12 protein-coding genes are annotated in these 19809 nt (G+C 74.2%); 8 read left to right on the top strand and 4 right to left on the bottom strand.

Annotated features, from left to right (window positions below):
• Positions 1 to 5: 5 nt before the first annotated feature.
• Positions 6 to 1661 (bottom strand): stealth family protein, encoded by a 1656-nt coding sequence (locus AMK33_RS01995; protein WP_073930909.1) that lies wholly within the window; start codon positions 1659 to 1661, stop codon positions 6 to 8.
• Positions 1662 to 2079: 418 nt separating this feature from the next.
• On the opposite strand from AMK33_RS01995, the gene AMK33_RS01990 reads away from it, so the two are divergent.
• Positions 2080 to 3201, top strand: a complete 1122-nt coding sequence (locus tag AMK33_RS01990; RefSeq protein WP_073930908.1) for an LCP family protein — start codon at positions 2080 to 2082, stop codon at positions 3199 to 3201.
• 88 nt (positions 3202 to 3289) lie between these two features.
• Here AMK33_RS01990 and AMK33_RS01985 read toward each other — a convergent pair whose 3' ends face one another.
• Together AMK33_RS01985 and AMK33_RS01980 are read right to left on the bottom strand one after the other, a co-directional pair.
• Positions 3290 to 4408 carry a hypothetical protein gene (locus AMK33_RS01985; protein ID WP_073930907.1) on the bottom strand — a complete coding sequence of 373 codons (1119 nt, stop codon included), beginning with the start codon at positions 4406 to 4408 and terminating at the stop codon, positions 3290 to 3292.
• A 157-nt stretch (positions 4409 to 4565) separates the two neighbouring features.
• Positions 4566 to 5582: a hypothetical protein gene (locus tag AMK33_RS01980; RefSeq protein WP_073930906.1), complete on the bottom strand. Its 1017-nt coding sequence runs from the start codon at positions 5580 to 5582 to the stop codon at positions 4566 to 4568.
• A 155-nt stretch (positions 5583 to 5737) separates the two neighbouring features.
• Here AMK33_RS01980 and AMK33_RS01975 point away from each other — a divergent pair, with 155 nt between their 5' ends.
• On the top strand, positions 5738 to 6109 hold the full coding sequence (locus tag AMK33_RS01975) for an NTP pyrophosphohydrolase (RefSeq protein WP_073930905.1): 372 nt from the start codon (positions 5738 to 5740) through the stop codon (positions 6107 to 6109).
• Between the two features lie 22 nt (positions 6110 to 6131).
• Here AMK33_RS01975 and AMK33_RS44655 read toward each other — a convergent pair whose 3' ends face one another.
• Positions 6132 to 13598, bottom strand: a complete 7467-nt coding sequence (locus AMK33_RS44655; RefSeq protein ID WP_073930904.1) for a type I polyketide synthase — start codon at positions 13596 to 13598, stop codon at positions 6132 to 6134.
• 113 nt (positions 13599 to 13711) lie between these two features.
• On the opposite strand from AMK33_RS44655, the gene AMK33_RS01965 reads away from it, so the two are divergent.
• Genes AMK33_RS01965 through AMK33_RS01940 form a run of 6 tightly spaced genes read left to right on the top strand, consistent with a single transcriptional unit; the run spans position 13712 to position 19793 of the window.
• Positions 13712 to 14785 (top strand): 3-oxoacyl-ACP synthase III family protein, encoded by a 1074-nt coding sequence (locus AMK33_RS01965; RefSeq protein WP_235617947.1) that lies wholly within the window; start codon positions 13712 to 13714, stop codon positions 14783 to 14785.
• A complete protein-coding gene (locus AMK33_RS01960) occupies positions 14782 to 15735 on the top strand; it encodes an alpha/beta fold hydrolase (protein WP_107424989.1) in 954 nt (317 codons plus the stop codon). The genes AMK33_RS01965 and AMK33_RS01960 overlap by 4 nt, the downstream gene beginning before the upstream one ends.
• Positions 15732 to 17309, top strand: a complete 1578-nt coding sequence (locus AMK33_RS01955) for an AMP-binding protein (protein WP_073930902.1) — start codon at positions 15732 to 15734, stop codon at positions 17307 to 17309. The genes AMK33_RS01960 and AMK33_RS01955 overlap by 4 nt, the downstream gene beginning before the upstream one ends.
• On the top strand, positions 17306 to 18346 hold the full coding sequence (locus AMK33_RS01950; protein ID WP_073930901.1) for an NAD-dependent epimerase/dehydratase family protein: 1041 nt from the start codon (positions 17306 to 17308) through the stop codon (positions 18344 to 18346). Before AMK33_RS01955 ends, AMK33_RS01950 begins: the two co-directional genes overlap by 4 nt.
• Positions 18310 to 18570: an acyl carrier protein gene (locus AMK33_RS01945; protein WP_073930900.1), complete on the top strand. Its 261-nt coding sequence runs from the start codon at positions 18310 to 18312 to the stop codon at positions 18568 to 18570. Before AMK33_RS01950 ends, AMK33_RS01945 begins: the two co-directional genes overlap by 37 nt.
• Entirely contained in the window at positions 18567 to 19793 is a 1227-nt protein-coding gene (locus AMK33_RS01940; protein ID WP_073930899.1) for a beta-ketoacyl-[acyl-carrier-protein] synthase family protein, read from the top strand. Before AMK33_RS01945 ends, AMK33_RS01940 begins: the two co-directional genes overlap by 4 nt.
• Positions 19794 to 19809 lie beyond the last annotated feature (16 nt).

Genomic DNA, 19809 nt, shown 5'->3' with positions numbered 1-19809 from the left:
CCGTCTCATCGTTCGAAAGGACTGGGGGTGGGGAAGTAGGAGGTGAAGAAGTCGTCCAGCAGTTCCTGCTGCGCCTCGATGTCCTCGGGGGTCGAGAAGGCGTCGTTGAGACAGAAGGTGTCCTGGTCCCGGCCGTCGAGCAGCCGTTGCAGTCGGTCCGCCAGGTCCGATACGGCCAGCTGGAGGTAGGTGAAGGGCATGGATCCCGGCTGTGCCCGCCCGGTCAGCGCTGCGTAGTACAGGGCGAAGGACGAGGTGGGCGACAGGTCGGTCATGGCCCGGAATCTGCTGGCCGAGGTGCGCGCCCACGCCTCGGGGAACTCGAGTTCGGCCTCCTCCATCGCCGAGCGGCGCAGGGCGTAGGGGATGTGTTCCATGGGCTGGGTGATCACCTTGCCGAAACGTTTGTGCAGCAAGGCCCGGTTGTTCTTGCACGCCGCGTCCACCGGGGTGTCGGTCTCGGCGACCGGACCCTGCGGGATGCGGTTGCGCGAGGGGAAGTAGCGGGCCGTTCCGTTCGGGGTGAAGAAGGCGTGCGGGGCCACCGGACGGCCCATGAACATGTCGTCGTTGAAGTACAGGAAGTGCTCGGCGAGCCCCTCGATGTGGTGGAGCTGGCTCTCGATCGAGTGCGAGTTGAAGGTCGGCAGATCCTCCGGGTCGCGGAAGATCTCCCGGTGGGTGGCGATACGGATCCCGGGCACGTCCTCACGCATCCAGGCGGGGACCTGGTCGTCGGTGACCACGTAGATGTTCCGGATCCACGGCGCGAACATGTGGATGGACCGTACCGAGTAGCGCAGTTCGTCCCGGCTGATGAAGCGGGCGTCACTCGCCGACTCCGCATGGTAGACCTCACCCTTCGCCCGGGCCTTGCGCTCCGCCCAGACGGGGTCGTTGCCGTCGACCCAGGTGTAGACGGCGTCGACGGCGAAGGCGATGTCGTCCGCGCAGTTCACCAGGAACTCGGGCCGGGTGGGCAGCGCGGGCGCGAGGTGCCCCGGGGTCCAGTCCGAGACGAACCGGCTGAACAGCCGGGCGGCGCCCATGACGTTCCCGCCGTCGGCCGCCACGGCCCAGGTCGCCCGGTTGGCCCGGGGGGCGACGAGGTGGGTACCGTGCTGCTGCCAGAACTCGATGGCGCAGCCGTACTCGTGCTGGAGCAACAGGTGCCGGCCCGGGTCGGTGCGGTACCAGCTGATCTGGAGCACACGCGCATCGGCGACCTCCCGCCAGGCCCGGGGGTCGCGCGAGGAGACCGGCTTGGCGGGCCGGGGCGCGTCCGGGTCTACGACGGACAGATGGCCCGGGAACTGGCCCAGCCCGCGGAACACCGCCTGCAGCACGCGTTCCCGGTCCTCCTCTGCGACGCCGAGGACCGTGCCGTGGTCGACCGTGCCCCGGACGGCGAAGTGGGGGACGCCGACCGCGTTCAGCAGGGCGGAGAGCGCCGAGCGGTTGGCCTCACGGGCCGCCAGCGGCGTCAGCCCCGGCTCGACGTAGACGTCGCCGTGCTCGGCCGTGAACGTCGTGGGCGCGGTCGCGGCGGCACGCCGCGGTCCGGCACCACCGCCCCGCCGCGAATCGTCCGGCCTGGCCGTCCGCTGGGCGGGGAAGTCAGATACGGTCGTCACGCCACTGCCCCTCACGGGACGACGCATGCAGCGGCACAGTCACCCACCCTCTCCTCACCCGGGACATGCCGCAGTGAGCACTGGTGGCCGTGAGCCCTCGTGCCCCCCGGCTCGATTCACGACCACATCCGGCACCGGCACACCGGCCGGCGCGGTCCACACCGTTGATTCAACCTTCACAGGACCGCCACAGTGTCACCAATGGTCCCGATAGCTGTCAACAGCAATCACTTATGACAGAAAATACATGGCTCCCTGACATGCGGTTGAACGTCGAACATCGGGGAGGTTTCCAGGGCCACCATCCGACTCGTCCGGCAATCGGTCTATAGTTCGGAAACGCTTCGGCAGCGATCGCCGCGGCGGGGCCCGGCCTCTCCCCCCACTCGTGCCCTGCATCCCATGCCCGGACAGCGAGCCGGCAGACGAGAGAGGACCGAGGTCCATGACGCACGCCCCGACGGAGACGACGAGCCCCCGCCGGTCCAGACGTGCGCCCTCCGGCCGACGGCCGACCTCGGGCCGACGGTCGGTCCGGCCACCGCGACGACGCCGCGTCTGGCGCTGGATCGCGCTGAGCCTGGTGCTGCTCGTCCTGGCCGCGGGCGGTGTCGGCTACTGGCTGTACAGCGACCTCAACGGCAACATCAAGGGCGTCGACATCAACGAGGCGATCGGCGACGACCGGCCCGAGAAGCTGCCGACCTCCGGGCAGAACATCCTGGTCCTGGGTTCCGACTCCCGCTCCGGGGACAACGCCGAGCTGAAGACCGGCAAGGTCGCCGGCGCCCGCTCGGACACCGCGCTGGTGATGCACATACCGGAGGGCCGCACGGAGGCCGTCGCGGTGAGCATCCCCCGCGACACCCTCGTGACCCGGCCGGCCTGCTCGAAGCAGGACGGCTCCGAGGTGGCGTCGGCCGAGCGCGTGATGTTCAACTCCATCTACTCGCAGGTCGGTCCGGCCTGCGTGGTCAAGACGGTGGAGCAGATGTCGGGGATCCGCATGGACCACTACATGGAGATCGACTTCGCCGGCTTCAAGGATCTGGTGGACGCGATCGGCGGAGTGACCGTCACCGTCGAGGAGCCCATCAAGGACACCGCCAGCGGTCTGGACCTGGCCGCCGGCACGCACAAGCTGAACGGCACCGATTCACTGGCATTCGTACGCACCCGGCACGGCGTCGGCGACGGCAGCGACCTCGGCCGCATCGGCCTCCAGCAGCAGTTCATGCTCGCGCTGCTCAGCGAGATCAAACGCCAGGACCTGTTCGGCAGTCCCACCAAGACCTACAAGATCGCCGACCAGCTCACCTCAGCGCTCACCACCGACTCCGAGCTGGCCTCCCTCACCAAGCTCGCCGAGTTCGGCCGCAGCCTCAACGGCGTCGACCCGTCCTCCATGGAGACCATCATGCTGCCGGTGGCCTACGACGCCCAGGACCCCAACCGGGTGGTGGCGGCCCAGCCGCAGGCGGACGACCTGTGGAAGGCGCTGCGCAAGGACGAGGACATCCCGGAGTCGGCCAAGAAGTCTCCCGCCACGGGTGGCGGCGCCTCCTGAGCCACCGGCCCCGGAAGCACCAGGGGCCTCGCCGCACGGATGTCCGGCAGGAGCTGAGCTCCCCTCCTGCCGGACATCCGTGCGTACGTCAGACGCTCACCGCCGGATCGAGCGACAGACCCGGACCCGCACCCTGCCGGGCGACGCGCGGCGCCCCGTCCGGGCCGATCACCGCGAGCACGACCCGGCCGTGGCCGTCCAGAGCCAGCGCCGGTGCTCCCACACCGAATTCACCGGTGGGCGACCACCACAGGCCCGCCCCCTCGTTCTCGGTGCCGCACACGGCGAGCATGACCTGCCCGTCGAGTCCCCGGTGCGCCAGCACCGTGCAGTCGTACCCGTCGAGCACCGCGCGCAGCACCGCGATCCTGTCACCGGTCGACGCGCCGCCGAGCGGTACCACCCAGCCGCCGGGGCGATGGGCGAGGAGCTGCCCCGTCTCCTCGTCGGCCCAGTAGTACGTCGCCCGGTCCGGTGCCGTCTCCAGCAGGGCAAGGGTGCCGGGCGTCACCCGCAGCGCGATGTTCGGTTCCTGGCCCAGGTCGCCGTCGGCCTCCGTCTGGCGCCACCTCATGGCGTGTGCCCGGTTGCCCGCGAGCACCTCGATACGACCGGAGGCATGGGCAACCGCCGCGAAACCGTCCCGCACCCCGCTGCCCTTGAGGTCCGCCCAGGGCTCCCACTTGCCGCTCGCCGCCTCCCTGCGGAGCATCAGTCCCCCGCCCGCGTTGGGTACGAGGACGTGCACCCGGCCGCTCGCGCTCACCGCGGCCACCGGTGCCCCGAGCCGGGCGGCCCGCTCCCGGTCCTTGTGCGGATTGCCCAGCGACCGCCACTCGGTGACCGGGCGGGCGGTCTGGTACTGGATGGCGTGGACGATGTCGACGGCGGGCGGGCCGTCGCCCTCGCGGGCGCGCCGGCCAAGGAAGTGGACATAGGTGTCCGCGCCCTGCGTCACCGACAGATGGGTGAGACCCGGGATGGCGACGGACTCCGGCTCCGACCAGTGCGGGCCGCCGGGCCTGGTCTCCGTCCAGCGCAGCAGCCCGGCGCGGGTGCGGGCGTAGGCGGTGAGCCTGCCGTCCTTGCCGAGGACGAGCCAGCGGCCGTCAAGGGTCTCCTCGGCGGCGTGCCGCTCGCTCGCGGCACCGATGCCCCGGTCGGCCGAACTACCGCGGGCCGTGCCGCGCCCGGATCTGGTCCGCATGACGTGACCTGCCCCTCCTGCCGCTGGATGCGACTGACCTGCCGTCCTCCCGAGCAGCTGTTCTACGCGGAGGCTGAGCGCAGACCATCATAGATCGAACGTTTGACGACCATGATGTGACAACCACTGCACGGATCCACCTTGAGTCAGGGCGTCTTCAGACCGTCTGCCACGCCCGGAGCGCCAGCCCCGGCTCGTCCTTGCGGCGGGTGAGCAGGAGGGTACCGGTGGGCGGGGTGAGGGTGGCCGCGACGACCTCGTCGTGTTCGTCCAGGGCCACGGCCACCTCCGCGTCGGGAGGCAGCTGAGGGCCGGACTCGGTCCACCATGCACCGGCCCGCTCCCGCTCGGTGGGGTAGGCGGCGAAGGCGACGCGGCCGCTCGCGGACCGCTGGGCGAGCACCGTGCAGTCGTGGCCCTCGATGTCGCAGCGTACGGCCGATACGGGGCCGGGGCCGGCCGCGGTGATGAGGGGCACCGGCTCGGACCCGGGGCGCCAGGCGCACAACTCCCCGCGTTCGTCGGTGAAGTAGAGGGTGGTGTGTTCCGCGGAGGTGGCCAGCGCGCGGAGGGTGCCCGGACGTGCGGAGGCGCCGGTGTCCTCCGTCCGCACGGGCTGCTTGCCGGGCTCCTCCTGACGCCAGTGCGCGATCCCGCCCGGGACGGCCGCGTACAGCTCGACCAGGCCCGACTCCCCCGTCACGGCCGCGAGCCGGTCCTGGACGCCCTCTCCCCCGAGGTCCTGCCACGGGTTCCAGCCGCCCTTCTCCTTCTGCGCGAGCAGGCTCACCCCGCCGCCCTTGTTGCGGACGAAGACGTGCGCGCGGCCCCGGTCGTCGACGGTGACGGCCGGAGTGCCGGTGCGGTCGCCCTTCTTGTCGGGGTGGCCGATGGGGGCCCAGTCCAGCGGGGCGAGGCGGGGGCGGAAGTGGGTGGAGTGCACCAGGCCCGACTCGCCGGACCCGATGGGCCGCCAGGCGACCAGGTGGGCGTAGCCGTCGGCGCCCTGTCCGACGGCGGGCCCCGGGTGGAGTCTCTGGTCGCCGCCGGCCCTGCGGGGTGCCTCCCAGGGGCCGCCGGGGGCGAGTTCCGCGCGGCACAGGACGGCGTCGTCCGACGGCAGGTAGACGGTGAGGCGGCCGTCGCGGCCGCGGAGGAGCCAGTCGCCGTTCACCAGTTCACCTTACGCAAACCGGTTCGTGGCGCACGGGCGGGGCGGGCCCGGGGTCCGGCACGTGTCTGCCGCGTTGTCGTCGGTCACCGGATCCCCACGACCGGCTTCGCCCGCGTGCGGCGGGGTGGGCGGGCCTCGCGTGGGAGGCTGGCCGTATGGATGACACCGCCGCCCTGCTCGTGATCGTCGACGCCGCGAACGTCGTCGGGTCGGTGCCCGACGGGTGGTGGCGGGACCGGCGGGGGGCCGCGGAGCGGCTGCGCGACCGGCTGGCCGCGGACGGTCTGCCCGGTCGTTCCGGTCCGGTGGAGATCGTGCTGGTGGTCGAGGGTGCGGCGCGCGGGGTGGAGTCGGTGTCGGGCGTCCGTGTGGAGTCCGCTCCGGGCAGTGGTGACGATCACATGGTCGCGTTGGCGGCCGGGGCGGGAGACCGCCCGGTCCTGGTCGTCACGGCCGACCGCGAGCTGCGCCGCAGGGTGACCGCCGTGGGCGCGGAGGTCGCCGGTCCGCGGTCCGTGCCCCGCTGAGACCGGCGACGCCCGGTGCCCGCTACGTGTCGGCGTTCAGCTCCAGCCGCTGGTGGATCAGGCGGGCGAAGTGGGCCAGGGTGCGTCCGGTGGCCAGGTCGGCCGGGCCGAGGCGGATGTCGAACAGGTCCCTCGTCTGGACCAGGAACTGCATGCCCAGCAGCGAGTCCAGTCCGAAGTCGGTGACGTTGCGCGTGGGGTCCAGGTCGGCCGGGTCGGTCTGCAGGACGCCCGCGAGGAGCTGGGCGATCATCTCGGTGATCTTGCGCACCGCCTCGTCCGCCGGGAGGTCCGCCAGTGTGCTCAGGAGTTCGTTGCGGGCGTCCGGGGAGGCCGTGGAGGAGGACGGGGCCAGCGGGGCGAACCGGGGGGTGGCCAGGGCGGGCAGCAGATGGCGTGCGGCTCCCCAGCGGTAGCGGCCCGCTCCGGCGACGTCGGTGCCGGCGGCCAGGAGGCGGTCGGCGGTGGCGAGGACCTCGGCGGGGGTGAGCAGTTCGAGGCCGCGCCCGGTCATGGCGGGGCCCATGCCGCTGCGGGCGACGTAGCCGGTCTCGGCGATCGGCCCCCAGGCCAGTGCCGTACCCGGCCGGCCGGCGCCGCGCCGGGCCCGGGTGAGGGCTTCCAGGTAGGCGTTGGCCGCCGCGTAGGCGGCCTGGCCCGGGTTTCCGATGCCGGCGGAGACGGAGGAGTAGGTGAGGAACAGGTCCAGGTCACGGTCGGCGGTGAGGCGGTCCAGGAGGGCCGCGCCGCCCGCCTTGGGCGCCAGTACGGCGGCGAACCGGTCGTCGGTGAGGTCGGCCAGCACCGCGTCGTCCATGTGCATCGCCGCGTGGACGACGCCGCGCAGGGGGTGTCCGGTCGCGTCGACGGCGTCGAGGACCCGGCGCAGCGCGGTTTCGTCGGTGACGTCGGCGGCGTGGGCGGTGGCGTGCACACCGCGGTCGGTGAGTTCCTGAAGGAGGGCGGGCGCGTCGGGGGCGTCGGGTCCGCTGCGGGAGAGGAGGGCCAGGTGGCGGGCTCCGCGGTCGGCCAGCAGGCGGGCGGTGGCGGCGCCGAGTCCGCTCAGTCCGCCGGTGATCAGGTAGGTGCCCTCGCTGTCGAGGCGGAGGGTGCCGGGCGCGGGTTCCACGGGGACGGGTTCGTCGAGGGGGTCGAAGGTGACGACGACCTTGCCGGTGTGCCGGGAGTGCTGCAGGAGGTGGAAGGCCTCCTCGACGCGTGCGGCGGGGTGGACCGTGTGGGGCAGGGGCCGGTAGGTGCCGGAGGTGGCCTCCGCCTCGAAGTCCGTGAGGAGCAGGGCGCCGAGTTCCGGGGAGTCGATGACGGCGTCGAGGTTGAAGCCGATGAAGGTGAGGCTGCGGTCGAAGGGGCGCAGTGTGATCGGGTTGTTGAGGAAGATGTCCTTCTTGCCGAGCTCGACGAAGCGGCCGTTGGGGCTCAGGAGGCCGAGGCCCTGGGCGATGGCCTCGCCGCTGAGGGAGTTCACCACGACGTCCACGCCCCGGCCGCCGGTCAGTTCCCGTACGCGGGGGACGAAGTCCAGGCTGCGTGAGTCGAGTACGTGCTCGGCGCCGAGGGTGCGCAGCAGGTCCCGTTTGGTCTCCGTGCCGGCGGTGGCGATGACGCGGGCACCCTGACGGCGGGCGCACTGCAGGACGGCCAGGCCCACCGCCCCGGCTCCGCCGTGGACGAGCACGGTCTCCCCGGGGCCGAGCCGGGCCTGGTTGACGAGGGTCTGGTGGACGGTCAGGAAGGCGACGGGGAAGGTCGCCGCCTCCGTGAAGCCCAGCCCGTCGGGGATGCGGACGACGGCGGAGGCGGGGGTCGTCGCGTGGGAGGCGAGGGCGGCGGGCACGAGGCCGCAGACCCGGTCACCGGGCTTCAGGTCCCGTACGCCCTCCCCCACGGCGCGTACGACACCGGCGCCGTCGGTGCCCAGTCCGCGGCCGATCGGGCTGTTCTCCACCGCCTCGGGCGGCAGCAGGCCGTTGGCCCTCATGGGGTCGCGGTAGTTGAGGGCCACGGCCCGCATCTCGAGGGCCACCTCGCCCGGTCCGGGTGCGGGGAGGTCCGTCTGCCGCCAGATCAGCCGTCGGCGCAGACCGGGGTCGCGGGCTTCCAGGATGTACGGCGTGCCGGCGGGGACGCCGGGGGGTTCGTCCGCCGGGTGCTGGACCTGCCGGGGGACGAACCGGCCCCGGGCGGTCAGGACGATCTCGTCCTCCTGGGCGCCCGGGTCGTCGCCGGGGGCGAGGAGTTCGCCGGCCAGGCGGCGGGCGTCGGTGCCGGCGTCACCGGTGCGGTGGCACGAGAGGCGTCGCAGGGACAGGTCGGGGCGCTCGTTGGCGAGGGTGCGGCAGGCCGCCCAGACGGCCGCGTCGACCGGGTGGGAGGGCTGCTCCGGGGCCGGGAAGAGGCCGGTCGGGCGGGTGACGAGCCATACGCGGGGGCCGGTGGCGCCCTTCGGGCCGTCGCAGGCGGTGGCCAGGGAGCGCAGGAGGGCCGCCCGGCGGGTGGTCCGTGCGACGGTGTCGTGCGGGCCCGGCTCGGCGAGCAGCAGGACGACGCGCGGATCGGTGTCCGTGGGCAGGGCCTCGCTCCAGGCGGCTGCCCGGTCGGGCGCGACGACGACGGTGGCCTTCCCGAGGAGGGCGGCCAGTGCCCGCGCGGTCGCCGTCTCGGTGTCGTCCTCGACGGCGATCACCCAGGCGGCGCCGGGAACCGCCGGCGGTGGCCCGGCGTTCGGACCGTGGTCGTGGCCTGGTCCGTGGTCGTGGTCGCGGTCGTGGCCCGGTCCGTGGTCGTGGCCCGGACCGTGGTCATGGCCCGGACCGTGGTCATGGCCCGGACCGCCGTCGTGGTCCGCCGCCGCGAGGAGGACGGAACGGTCCTCGGGTCCGGTCTGCGCCACACCGGAGAAGCCGCACCGCCGCAGCAGCGGTGCCCACTGGTCGCGGGGGAGGATGCGGGACGCCGGGCGCAGGGTGTGGTCGCCGCGCTCCCAGAAGTCGTCCAGCATGCCGGAGAGCAGGGCCTGGAGCCGGGCATGGTGCGGTTCGGTGGCCAGCAGGTGTCCGCCGGGGGCCAGCACCGTGTGCAGCCGGCGCAGGGTCGCGGCCAGGTCGGTGGTGGCGTGCAGGGCGTCACCCGCGAGGACGAGGTCGAAACCGGACCGGGGCAGGCCCTGACCGATCAGGTCGGCGTCCGGGTCCAGGGTGCGGTGGTCGACGAAGTCGTGGTCGGCGAAACGGTGTTCGGCGCGGGCGAGACCGCTGCCGGTGGGGGCGGTGCAGGTGTAGCGGGTCCGGTCGGCCGGCAGCACGGGCAGCACCGCGGCGGTCAGGGCGGTGGTGGTCGCGCCGATTTCCAGGACGCGCAGCGGACGGTCGGCGGGCCAGCGGCCGACGATGTCGCCGAGCAGTGCCTGCACGGCGCGGTGGGCGAAGCGGTGGGCCGGGCCGGTCTCATGGAGTTGCTCGTGCGCGCTGTCCCCGGCCGGCAGGAGCTCGCGTGCGTCGACGCGTCCCCGCACCACGTCGGGCAGCCGGCGCAGCTGCCGGTTGAGGAGCAGCGTCTCGGCGCCGAACGGGGGGTGGTCCTCCACCAGGCCGCGCAGCAGCGTCTCGGCGTGGGTCTCCGCGCCGGTCAGCTGCCAGGTCTGGCCGGTCGTCCGGGCGAGGCCGTGCTCGGCCAGCAGGGGCAGCATCAGCCTCACCGCCCGCCGGTGCCGGGGTTGCAGGCCTCCGGCCACCAGGTCGCCCATCGAGAACGGGGCCGCGGGGTCGGCGAGGAGGCCGTGCAGTGTCTCGGCCCAGCAGTGGGCGCCGGCCTGTTCGGCGGCGGCGGTGAACCGGTGGTGGCCGCTGTCGTCCAGGGCGGCGCGTGCGGCGGCGATGCGCGGTTCGGCCGCGCGCGCGACCTCGGCGGGCGCGGGGAGCGGGGAGGGCGGGGCGGGGGTTCCCGGGTGGGGGGCGGCCCGGAGCACGGTGCGCTGGACGGTCAGCGGGGTGCGCTCGGTCAGGTGGCCGCGGCGGGTGCGGCAGCCGTCGATCTCGGCGGTGACCGTGCCGTCCGGGTCGGCGTAGGTGATGTCCCAGCACATCTCGTTGGCGCTGCGGCCGCGTCGGCGCAGGTGCACGACGCCGGTGGGCGCGGGGGTGCGCCACACCCGTACGGACCCGAAGACGGTCGGCAGGAAGGCGGCGGACTCCGCCTCCGCCCCGGCGAGGGCCACGGTGGCCTGCAGCGGCGCGTCGATCAGGACCGGGTGGGCGGTGTAGGCGTCGGCGGTGTGCTCCAGCCGGTAGGTGACCAGCACCTCTTCGTCGCCGGCGTCGATGCGGTCGATGAGCTGGAAGTCCGGCCCGCAGTTCAGGCCGATGCCGTGGCACGTCCGGTAGAAGTCGGGGCCGTCGACGCTCCGGTCGCAGCGGGCCCGGAGCGCGGCGAGGTCGAGCGGGTCCGGTGCCGTGCCGAGCAGGGTGCGGACCTGGGCGCGTACGACGGGTTGGCACTCCCCTCCGTGTTCCTCGCGGACGCTGATGGTGACGGCGCCGTCGTCGGGGGTGACCGCGGTCTGCAGGGCGACCGGTGTCGGGTCCGGCCACGGCACGGACAGCGGGCGGCCGATCTCCAGGTGCCGTACTTCGACCGGGCGTTCCAGGGCCCGGCGGCCGGCGCTCAGGACCATCTCCACGTAGGCGGCGGCCGGCATGAGGACGTCGTCCCCGATCCTGTGGTCGCCCAGCCAGGGCACCAGTTGCGGCTCGACGGTGCCGTGCCACACGGGGTGCGGGGCGGGCATCCGCTCGCCCACCAGCGGATGGTCCAGCAGACCGCTGCCACTGGTGCCCGCGATCCGGTCCTGCGCGGTGCCGTGCCAGTACCGTTCGTGCTGCCAGGCGTAGGCGGGCAGGTCGACCACCCGGCCCGGCCGGGGGAAGTGGTGCCGCCAGTCGGTGGCGGTGTCGGCGGCGAGCAGGGCGGCGACGGCCGCCGCGGTCTCGCGGGGGCCGTCCCCGTCGCGGTGCAGGGTGGCGACGCAGGTGGCGCCGGTGCGGCGCAGGTAGGGGCGCAGCACCGGGTGCGGGCCGATCTCGGCCAGGACGCCGGCGTGGGCGTCGAAGAGGCGGGCGGCGGCCTCGGCGAACCGGACGGGTTCGCGGACGTTGCGCCACCAGTACGCGGCGTCGAGTTCCGGCCCGTTCAGCTCGGTGCCGGTGACGGTGGAGACGAACGGGATGCGGGCGGGGGCGGGTTCGAGTCCGTCGAGGGCGTCGAGCAGCGGTTCCCGGATGGGGTCCATGGCCCGGCTGTGGAAGGCGTAGTCCAGGTCCAGTTCGCGGAAGAAGACGCCGCGGCCGGTCAGTTCGGCGCCCCAGGCGGCGAGTGCGTCGGCGTCCCCGGCGACAGTCACGTCGCTCTCGCTGTTGATGCCCGCGATCTCCAGGGCGCCGTCGTGGCGGAGGAGTTCCTCACGTGCCCGCTCCTCGGGCAGGCCGACGGCGGCCATGCGGCCCCGGCCGGCCGTGGCGCCCTGGGTGCGGCTGCGCGCGGCGATCACCAGCGCCGCCTGTTCGAGGGTGAGGACCCCGGCGGCGTGGGCGGCGGCGACCTCACCGACGCTGTGTCCGGCCACCGCCCGCGGGCGCACGCCGTGGGAGGCGAGCAGCCCGGTCAGGCCGACCTGGACGGCGAACAGGGCCGGCTGGGCGATCTCCGTGCGCTGCCACTTCCGGGGGGACGGGTGGGCCAGTTCCTTGGCCACCGACCAGCCGAGGCGGGGCGCCAGGGCCGCGTCGGCCTCCTCGACGGCCCGGCGGAAGGCCGGTTCGCCCTCCAGCAGGTCGGCGGCCATGCCCGGCCACTGGGAGGCGTTGCCGGAGAACACGAACGCGGCCCCGGCCCGCTCGCCCGTGCGCACGACGGCCCCGCGGGCGGGCTCCGCGGTCGTCAGCCGCTCCAGCTGCCGGGCGGCGTCCTGCGGGTCGGTGGCCAGTACGGCGGCGCGGTGCGGGTGCGCGGTGCGCCGTACGGTGCTGGTGTGGGCCAGGTCGTAGAACTCGCCGGGCTCCGTGTCCCGCAGTCGCTCCGCCATGCGGACGGTCATCTGCTTCAGCGCCTTGGGGGACCGCGCGGAGACGACCAGCGGCAGTGGGCGTCCGTCCGGCACCGGATCCGGCTCGAGCTCGCGGGCGGCGGGCGGCGGGGTGACGACGACGTGGGCATTGGCCCCGCCGAAGCCGAAGGCGCTCACTCCCACGGCGGCCCGCTCCCCCACCTCCAGCGGGACGGGTTCGACGGCGGGGGCCAGTCCCAGGCCGTCGAAGTCGATCCGGGGGTTGAGGGGGAGGGCGTGCAGGGACGCCGGCACCAGCCGGTGGCGCAGCACCAGGATCGCCTTGAGCAGGCCGGCCATCCCGGAGGCGGGCTCCAGGTGGCCGAGGTTCGACTTCACCGAGCCGATCGGCAGCGGGCCGCCGCGTCGGCTCCGGCCCAGCGCCCGGCCGATGGCCTCGGCCTCCGCCGGGTCGCCGACCTGGGTGCCGGTGCCGTGGGCCTCGACGTAGACCAGGTCGTCCGCGTCGATCCCGGCCTCCGCGTAGACCGTGTGCAGGAGCGCCTCCTGCGTCTCGGCGCTGGGGACGATCATGCCGGTGCTGCGGCCGTCGGTGTTGTTGCCGGTGGCGGCCAGCACGGCGTGGACGCGGTCGCCGTCCGCCACCGCGTCCGCGAGGCGCTTGAGGACGAGCACCGCGCCGCCCTCCGCGCGGACGAACCCGTCGGCGTCGGCGGAGAACGCCGCGCAGCGCCCGCGCCGCGACAGCATGTTCGCGTAGGAGAACCCGGCGAAGGAGTAGGGGTTGGACAGCACGTTGACGCCGCCGACCAGGGCGACGCGACTGGATCCCTCGCGCAGGGTGCGGCAGGCCCGGTCCAGGGCGACCAGGGCGGAGGAGCAGGCCGTGTCGACGGCCATGCTCGGCCCGCGCAGGTCGAAGGCGTACGACATCCGGTTCGCCGTGATGGACAGGGTGGCGCCGGGCATGGTGTGCGGGCTCGTGTGGTCCTGCATCATCGACAGGTTCACGCCGTAGCCGGGGTCCGAGACGCCCACGTACACGCAGGTGTCCGTTCCGGCCAGTGACGCGGCGGGGACGGCGGCGTCGTCCAGTGCCTCGGCGGCCATCTCCAGCAGCAGCCGCTGCTGCGGGTCGATGTGCCGGGCCTCCGCGGGGGACATGCCGAAGTAGGCGGCGTCGAACGAGGCGACGTCGTCGAGGAAGCCGCCGGCGGCGGTGTAGCTGCGGCCGGGGCGCACGGTCCCGGGGTCGACCGTACGGTCGCGGGGCAGCCGGTCGGCGGGCATCTCGCCGACCACGTCCCGTCCGTCGCGCAGCACGGACCACAGGCCGTCCAGGTCGGTGATGCCTCCGGGAAGCCGGCAACCCACGCCCACCACCGCCACGGCCCGTTCAAGCTGCTGCATCGCCAAGTCCCCGCCCCTTCACGCCGATCACTGGCTCTCGTGCGGATTGAAGCGGACCGGAGGGGACAACGAACGGGAAAATCCATTTCATATCACTCGTTAGGGTGGATGTCATGACGCATGCGTCATTCCGGTCCGGCAACGGCTACGTTGACGCGGTGCCCGAAGCCATCCGTGCCCGTATCGCCGCCGTCTCCGCTCATCTTCCGTCCCGGTACCGGACCTTGGACGAGATCCGCGTCAGGATCACCGAGACGGGTGGCTACGCTCCGCCTCCCGGTCTGCTGGAGGATCTCACCGGGGTGCGCGGGGTCCATGTGCACGAGGACGGCGAGGACGCCTCCGACCTCGCCGTGAAGGCCGCCCGCGCGGCGCTCGACGAGTCGGGGCTGAAGATCGGCGACATCGGTCTGCTGCTGTTCGCCTCGACCTCGCAGGACCTGGTCGAACCCGCCACGTCCCACCTCGTGGCCGCCAAACTGGGTGCCTCGTGCCCGGTGTTCGACGTCAAGAACGCCTGCAACAGCTTCCTCAACGCCATGGAGGCGGCCGCGTCGTTCATCGAGACCGGCCGCTACCGCACGGTCCTCATCGCCTGCGGCGAACCCTCCACCCTGGCCACCCGCTGGCACGCCCCCGACCGGGAGGACCTGCTGAGGGCCCTGCCCGGTTACACCGCCTCCGACGCCGGCGCCGCGATGGTGCTCACCGCCGGCCCCGCGGGTGACGGCGATCCCGGCATCCTGGCCCAGCGGTTCGTCAGCAACTCCGCCGCCTGGAACGCCTGCACCGTGTCCGGCGGGGGAAGCATGCACCACCTCTCCGTCCACGACGACCACACCACCCTGCGGCTGAACGGGGACCTGCGCCAGGCCGCGCTCGACGTGCTCCCCCGGATCCTGGACACCGCCGGGGAAGGACTCGAGGCGGCGCGGTCCGGCGCCTACGCCTTCATCGCCTTCCACCAGATCGCCATGCCGCAGTACCGCGAGGTGATCGACCTGTTCTCCCTCCCCGAGGACCGCTGCCTGCCCGCGGTGGCCGAGCACGGGAACTGCGCGGCGGCCTCCCTCCCCCTGCAACTGGTCAAGGCGCGGGAGGCCGACCGCATCGAGAGCGGGGACCTGGTGGCGATGATCGGCCTGGCCAGTGGTTTCAGCTTCGGCCTGGCCCTCGTACGGTGGTGAGCGCCCGAGCCGGAGACGCCCCGGCCCCCGCCCCCGCCCCGGATCCCGCCACGCTGGAGCGGCTGCTGCCGGGCTATCCCGCGCCCCGGCACTGGCGGCGCGTGCCGGTCACCGGACAGCACTACCTCGATCTCGGTTCCGGGCAGCCGGTGCTGTTCCTGCACGGCAACCCGTCGTGGAGCTACGTCTGGCGCACACTGCTGCACCGGCTCTCCCCTCACGCCCGCTGTCTGGCACCGGACCTGCCGGGCTTCGGGCTGTCCCGGCACCTGCGGCCGGCGGACGGGGTGCCGGACCCCTACGAGGCCCAACTGGAAGGCCTGGACAGCCTCTACCGCCACCTGGTGCGGGACGAGGGCCTGCCCGAGCGGGGCTGGACGTTCGTCCTGCACGACTGGGGCGGCCCGCTCGGCGCCGCCTGGACCCTGCGGAACCCGGGCGTCGTGGCCCGGCTGGCCTTCTGCAACACCGTGGCCTTCCCCTTCCCGGACGGCTTCCGGCTGCCGTTCTACCTGCGGTGGATCCGTGACCACCGGCCGGTCGCCGAATTCGTCCACGCCACCAACGCGTTCGCCCGTGTCGCCGTGCGCGCCGGGGTCCACCGCCCGCTGCCCAGGGCCGAGCGCAGGGCCTACCTACGGCCCTGTGCCCGCCGCGCGGAGCGCCGGGCGGTCACCGACGCCGTCCGGGCGATCCCCCGCGACCCCGCGGACCCGGCCTGGCGGCTGCTCGAACCTCCCGGCGCCGGGGCGCACTTGTCGGACCTGCCCCTGCTCGTCGGCTGGGGCATGCGTGATCCCGTCTTCACCCCGGTCCTGCTGGAGGAGTGGGCCCGCCGCCACCCCCACGCCGTCATCCACCGCTTTCCCGACGCCGGGCACTTCGTGATGGAGGACGCCGCCGCCGAACTGGGCGACCACATCCGCGACTTCCTCCAGGGGGCATCATGACCGCCACCGTTCCCGGCATCGCCGCACGCCTGACCGACGGGCCCGACGCCGTCGCCCTCGTCGAATGCCGCAGGGGAACCTCCCGGACGACCCGGCGCGGCGAACTGGTGCGGCGCTGCCACCACCTCGCGCGGGCCCTGCGCGACGCGGGCGTCCGGCCCGGTCACAAGGCCGTCGTGATGACCCGCGACGCCCACGACCTCACCGCCGTCTCGTACGCCCTCGGTCTCGTCGGCGCCGTCCCCGTGCTGATCGAACCGCGCGCCGAGGTCGGCCGCTGCCTGGAGGACGTCGCCCCGGACGTCTTCGTCGGGGAGGCACTGGCCCACCTCGGGCGCCGGGCCCTGGGGTGGGGCCGCCCCCACGTGCGCGTCCCCCTGGTCACCGGTCCCGCGCCGTTCCCCCTGGGACGGCGGCTGGTCACCCGCGCACCGGCCGGTGACACCCCGGTCCCGCGGATGCGGGAGCCCGGCGGCGACGAGCCGGCCCTCATCGCCTTCACGTCCGGCTCCACCGGACGGCCCAAGGGCGCCGAGTACCGCCACGCCACCCTGGCCGGGCAGCTCGACGCGCTGACCACGCTGATGGAGCCCCGGCCCGACGACGTGCTCCTCGCCGGCTTCCTGCCGGTCGCCCTGCTCGGCCCGCTGCTCGGCGTGACCACCGTCGTCCCGGCCGTGAACCACCTGGCCCCGGTCCGCACCCCGCCGGAGGAGCTCGTCGGGCCGATCCTGGAACACCGGGCGAGCATCGTCCTGGCGTCACCCGCCGTGCTCACCCTGATCGCCCGGCACTGCGCCCGCCACGGCATCACCCTGCCCTCGGTCCGGCAGATCCTGTCCTTCGGCGCCCCGCTGCGCGTCCGCCTCGCCGACGCCCTGCGCGGGGCCGTGCCGGAGGACGCCGAGATCCTCAGCGTCTACGGCGCCACGGAGTGCCTGCCCGTCTCCGCGATCGCCGACCACGACCTGCGGGCCTCGCGCGCCGCGCCGCCCGCCGGGCACGCGGGCACCTGCCTGGGCCGGCCGCTGCCCGGCATCCGCGCCCGGATCCTGGACGCCGACGCCACGGGGCTCGGCGAGATCGCCGTCACCGGTCCCACCGTCAGCCCCGCCTACCACGCGCGCCCCGACGCCGACGCCGTCACCAAGAGCGACAGCGACCACGGTGTGCTGCACCGCACCGGAGACCTCGGCCGGCTCGACGACGAGGGCCGGCTGTGGTTCCTCGGCCGCAAGGCCCACCTGGTCACCGGCACCGGCTTCACCCTGACCACCGAGGACATCGAGGCCGCGGCGGACACCGCCCCCGGCGTCCGGCGCACCGCGCTGGTCGGGGTCGGCACGGCCGTGTGCCAGCTCCCCGTGCTGTGCGTGGAGCCCCTGCCCTCCACCCCGCGCGCCGCCGCCCTGGCAGCCGTGCGCGCCGTCCTGAAGGACCATCCGGACGGGCACCGCGTCGGCGCCCTGCTGATCCGGCCCGGTTTTCCCACCGATCCCCGGCACAACTCCAAGATCGACCGCATGCGGCTGGCCGGCTGGGCCGCGAAGCGCCTGCGCGGGAGGCTCCGATGAAGGTACTGGTCACCGGTGGAAGCGGCTTCCTCGGCCTGGAGATCTGCCGGCAACTGACGGCGCGCGGCGAGGTCGTCTCCTCCCTCGGCCGCCGTCCCAGCGGCGCGCTGGAGCGGCTGGGCGTCCACCAGCACCTGGGGGACCTCGCCGACGCCGACGCGGTCTCGCGTGCCGTCGCCGGGTGCGACGCCGTCGTCCACAACGCCGCCCTGGCCGGTGTCAGCGGCCCGCCGCGGCCCTACTGGGCCACCAACGTCGTCGGCACCCGCCATGTGATCGGGCAGTGCCGCGCCCACCGTGTGCGCACGCTCCTCTACACCTCGACCGCCAGTGTCGTCTTCCGGCCCGGCGGTCTGGAAGGCGTCGCCGAGAGCCTGCCGCCCGTCCCCCGCCACCTGGCTGCCTACCCCGCCACCAAGGCCCGCGCCGAAGCCCTGGTACTGGCCGCGCACGGTCCGGAGCTGGCCACCGTCTCGCTGCGCCCGCACATCGTCTGGGGGCCGGGCGACCCCCATTTCGCCCCGGCCCTCGTACGTGCCGTGCGGGCCGGGCGTCTGCTGATGCCCGGTGACGGCGGCAACCTCGTCGACACCACCCATGTCCGTACCGCCGCCCACGCCCATCTGCTCGCCCTGGACCGGCTGCGGCGGTCACCGGACACGGTGGGCGGCCGTGCCTACTTCATCGGCCAGGACGACCCGCGTCCCCTGCGCGAGATCACCCGGCACTTCCTGCGGGCCGCCGGCGTCGACGCCCGCTGGTGCTCCGTACCGCCCCGGCTCGCCACCGTCGGAGCCGCCGTCGGTGACACGCTCCTGCGCGCGGCCCGCAGTCCCCGCACCCACGCCCTGAGTCGCTTCCTGGTCGCGGAGCTGCTGCATCCGCACTGGTTCGACCTCACCGCCGCCCGCCGCGACCTCGGCTTCGAGCCGCCGATCGGATTCGACGCCGGTGTCGCGGAGCTCGCCCCACCCGCCCCGAACGACAGCGAGGAGACACCGTGCCGGAAACCTACGACACCGTCCGTTCCATCCTGACCAGCGCCTTCCGGGTCCCGGAGGACGAGATCCGGCCCCAGCTCACGCTGGGGCAACTGGACCTGGACTCCCTGGCCCTGACGGAACTGGTGCTCATCCTCCACGAACGCCTCGGAGTGCGGATCGGCAACGAGGACCTCTCCCGCGGCACGACCCTCGCTCAGGTCGTCGACCGGCTGGACGCGCTGCGCGCGGGCAGCACGAGCGCGGTGGCACCGTCGTGACCGAGCCCGTCGCCGTCACCGGCCTCGGCCTGATCACCCCCGCCGGGGAGGACGCCGACACCACCTGGGAGACGGTCTGCCGCGGCGAGGGCACCGCGGCCGTCCGCGATCCGGCGACGGCCGGCCTGCCCGTGGACTTCTCCTGCCGCGTCCCCCTGTCGCGCGACGCCCTGGACCGGCGCGTCGGGCGCACCGCCTGGCGCATGTCGCGCAACGCCGTACTGGCGGTGCTCGCCGCCCGTGAGGCGGTGCGCGACGCCGGCCTCGACCCCCGGACGTGGAACGGCGACCGGGTCGCCGTCGTCATCGGCTGTGGGATGGGGGCGGACGCGGAACGCGAGGAACAGGCCGGGCGGCTGCGGGAACTGGGCGCCGACATGGTCTCCGCGCTCACCGTCCCGCAGATCATCCCGAACATGGCGGCCGGAGAGGTCTCCATCGACCTCGGGGCCCGCGGCCCCGGCCTCGCCCCGGCCACCGCCTGCGCCTCCGGCGCCACCGCCGTCGCCGTGGCCCGCGACCTCCTGGTCTCCGGCCGGTGCGACGTCGCGGTGGCCGGGGCCACCGAAGCCGCCGTCACCCCGCTGACGGTCGCCGGTTTCTGGCGCGCGGGCACCCTGTCCCGGCGCACCGGCGAGGTCACCGGCGCGTCCCGGCCCTTCGCCGCCGACCGCGACGGCTTCGTCCTGGCGGAGGGCGCGGGCGTCGTCGTCCTGGAACGGACCGGGGACGCGGCCGCCCGCGGGGCGCGCGTCCGCGCCCGGCTGGTGGGCTGCGGCAGCACCTCGGACGCCCACCACCCCACCGCGCCCGCCCCGGACGCCCGGGGCGCGGAGGCGGCGCTGCGCACCGCCCTGGCGGACGCGGGCCTGGCTCCGCACGACGTCGGCCACGTCAACGCCCACGGCACCTCCACTCCGCTGGGCGACGCCGTCGAGGCGGCCCTGATCGCCCGGGTGCTGCCGCACCGCCCCTGCGTCACCGCGCCCAAGGGCGTGCTCGGCCACAGCCTGGGCGCGGCGGGCGCCGTCGATGCGGCGCTGACCGTGCTCACCCTTCAACACGGCACGGTGCCGCCGATCGCGAACCTGCACGCCCCGGCGCCCGGTTTCGACATCGACTGCGTCACCAAGGAGCCCCGCCGACAGGACGTCCGGGTCGCCGTCAGCCACTCCTTCGGCTTCGGCGGCCACAACGTCGTCCTCGCCCTGGCGAAGGCCTGACGCCCGCGGGGTCCGT

The sequence above is a fragment of the Streptomyces sp. CB02400 genome, from assembly GCF_001905725.1.
Taxonomy (GTDB): domain Bacteria; phylum Actinomycetota; class Actinomycetes; order Streptomycetales; family Streptomycetaceae; genus Streptomyces; species Streptomyces atrovirens.
Note: the sequence above shows the minus strand (reverse complement) of the source record. Positions and strands in the feature narration are given on the sequence as shown.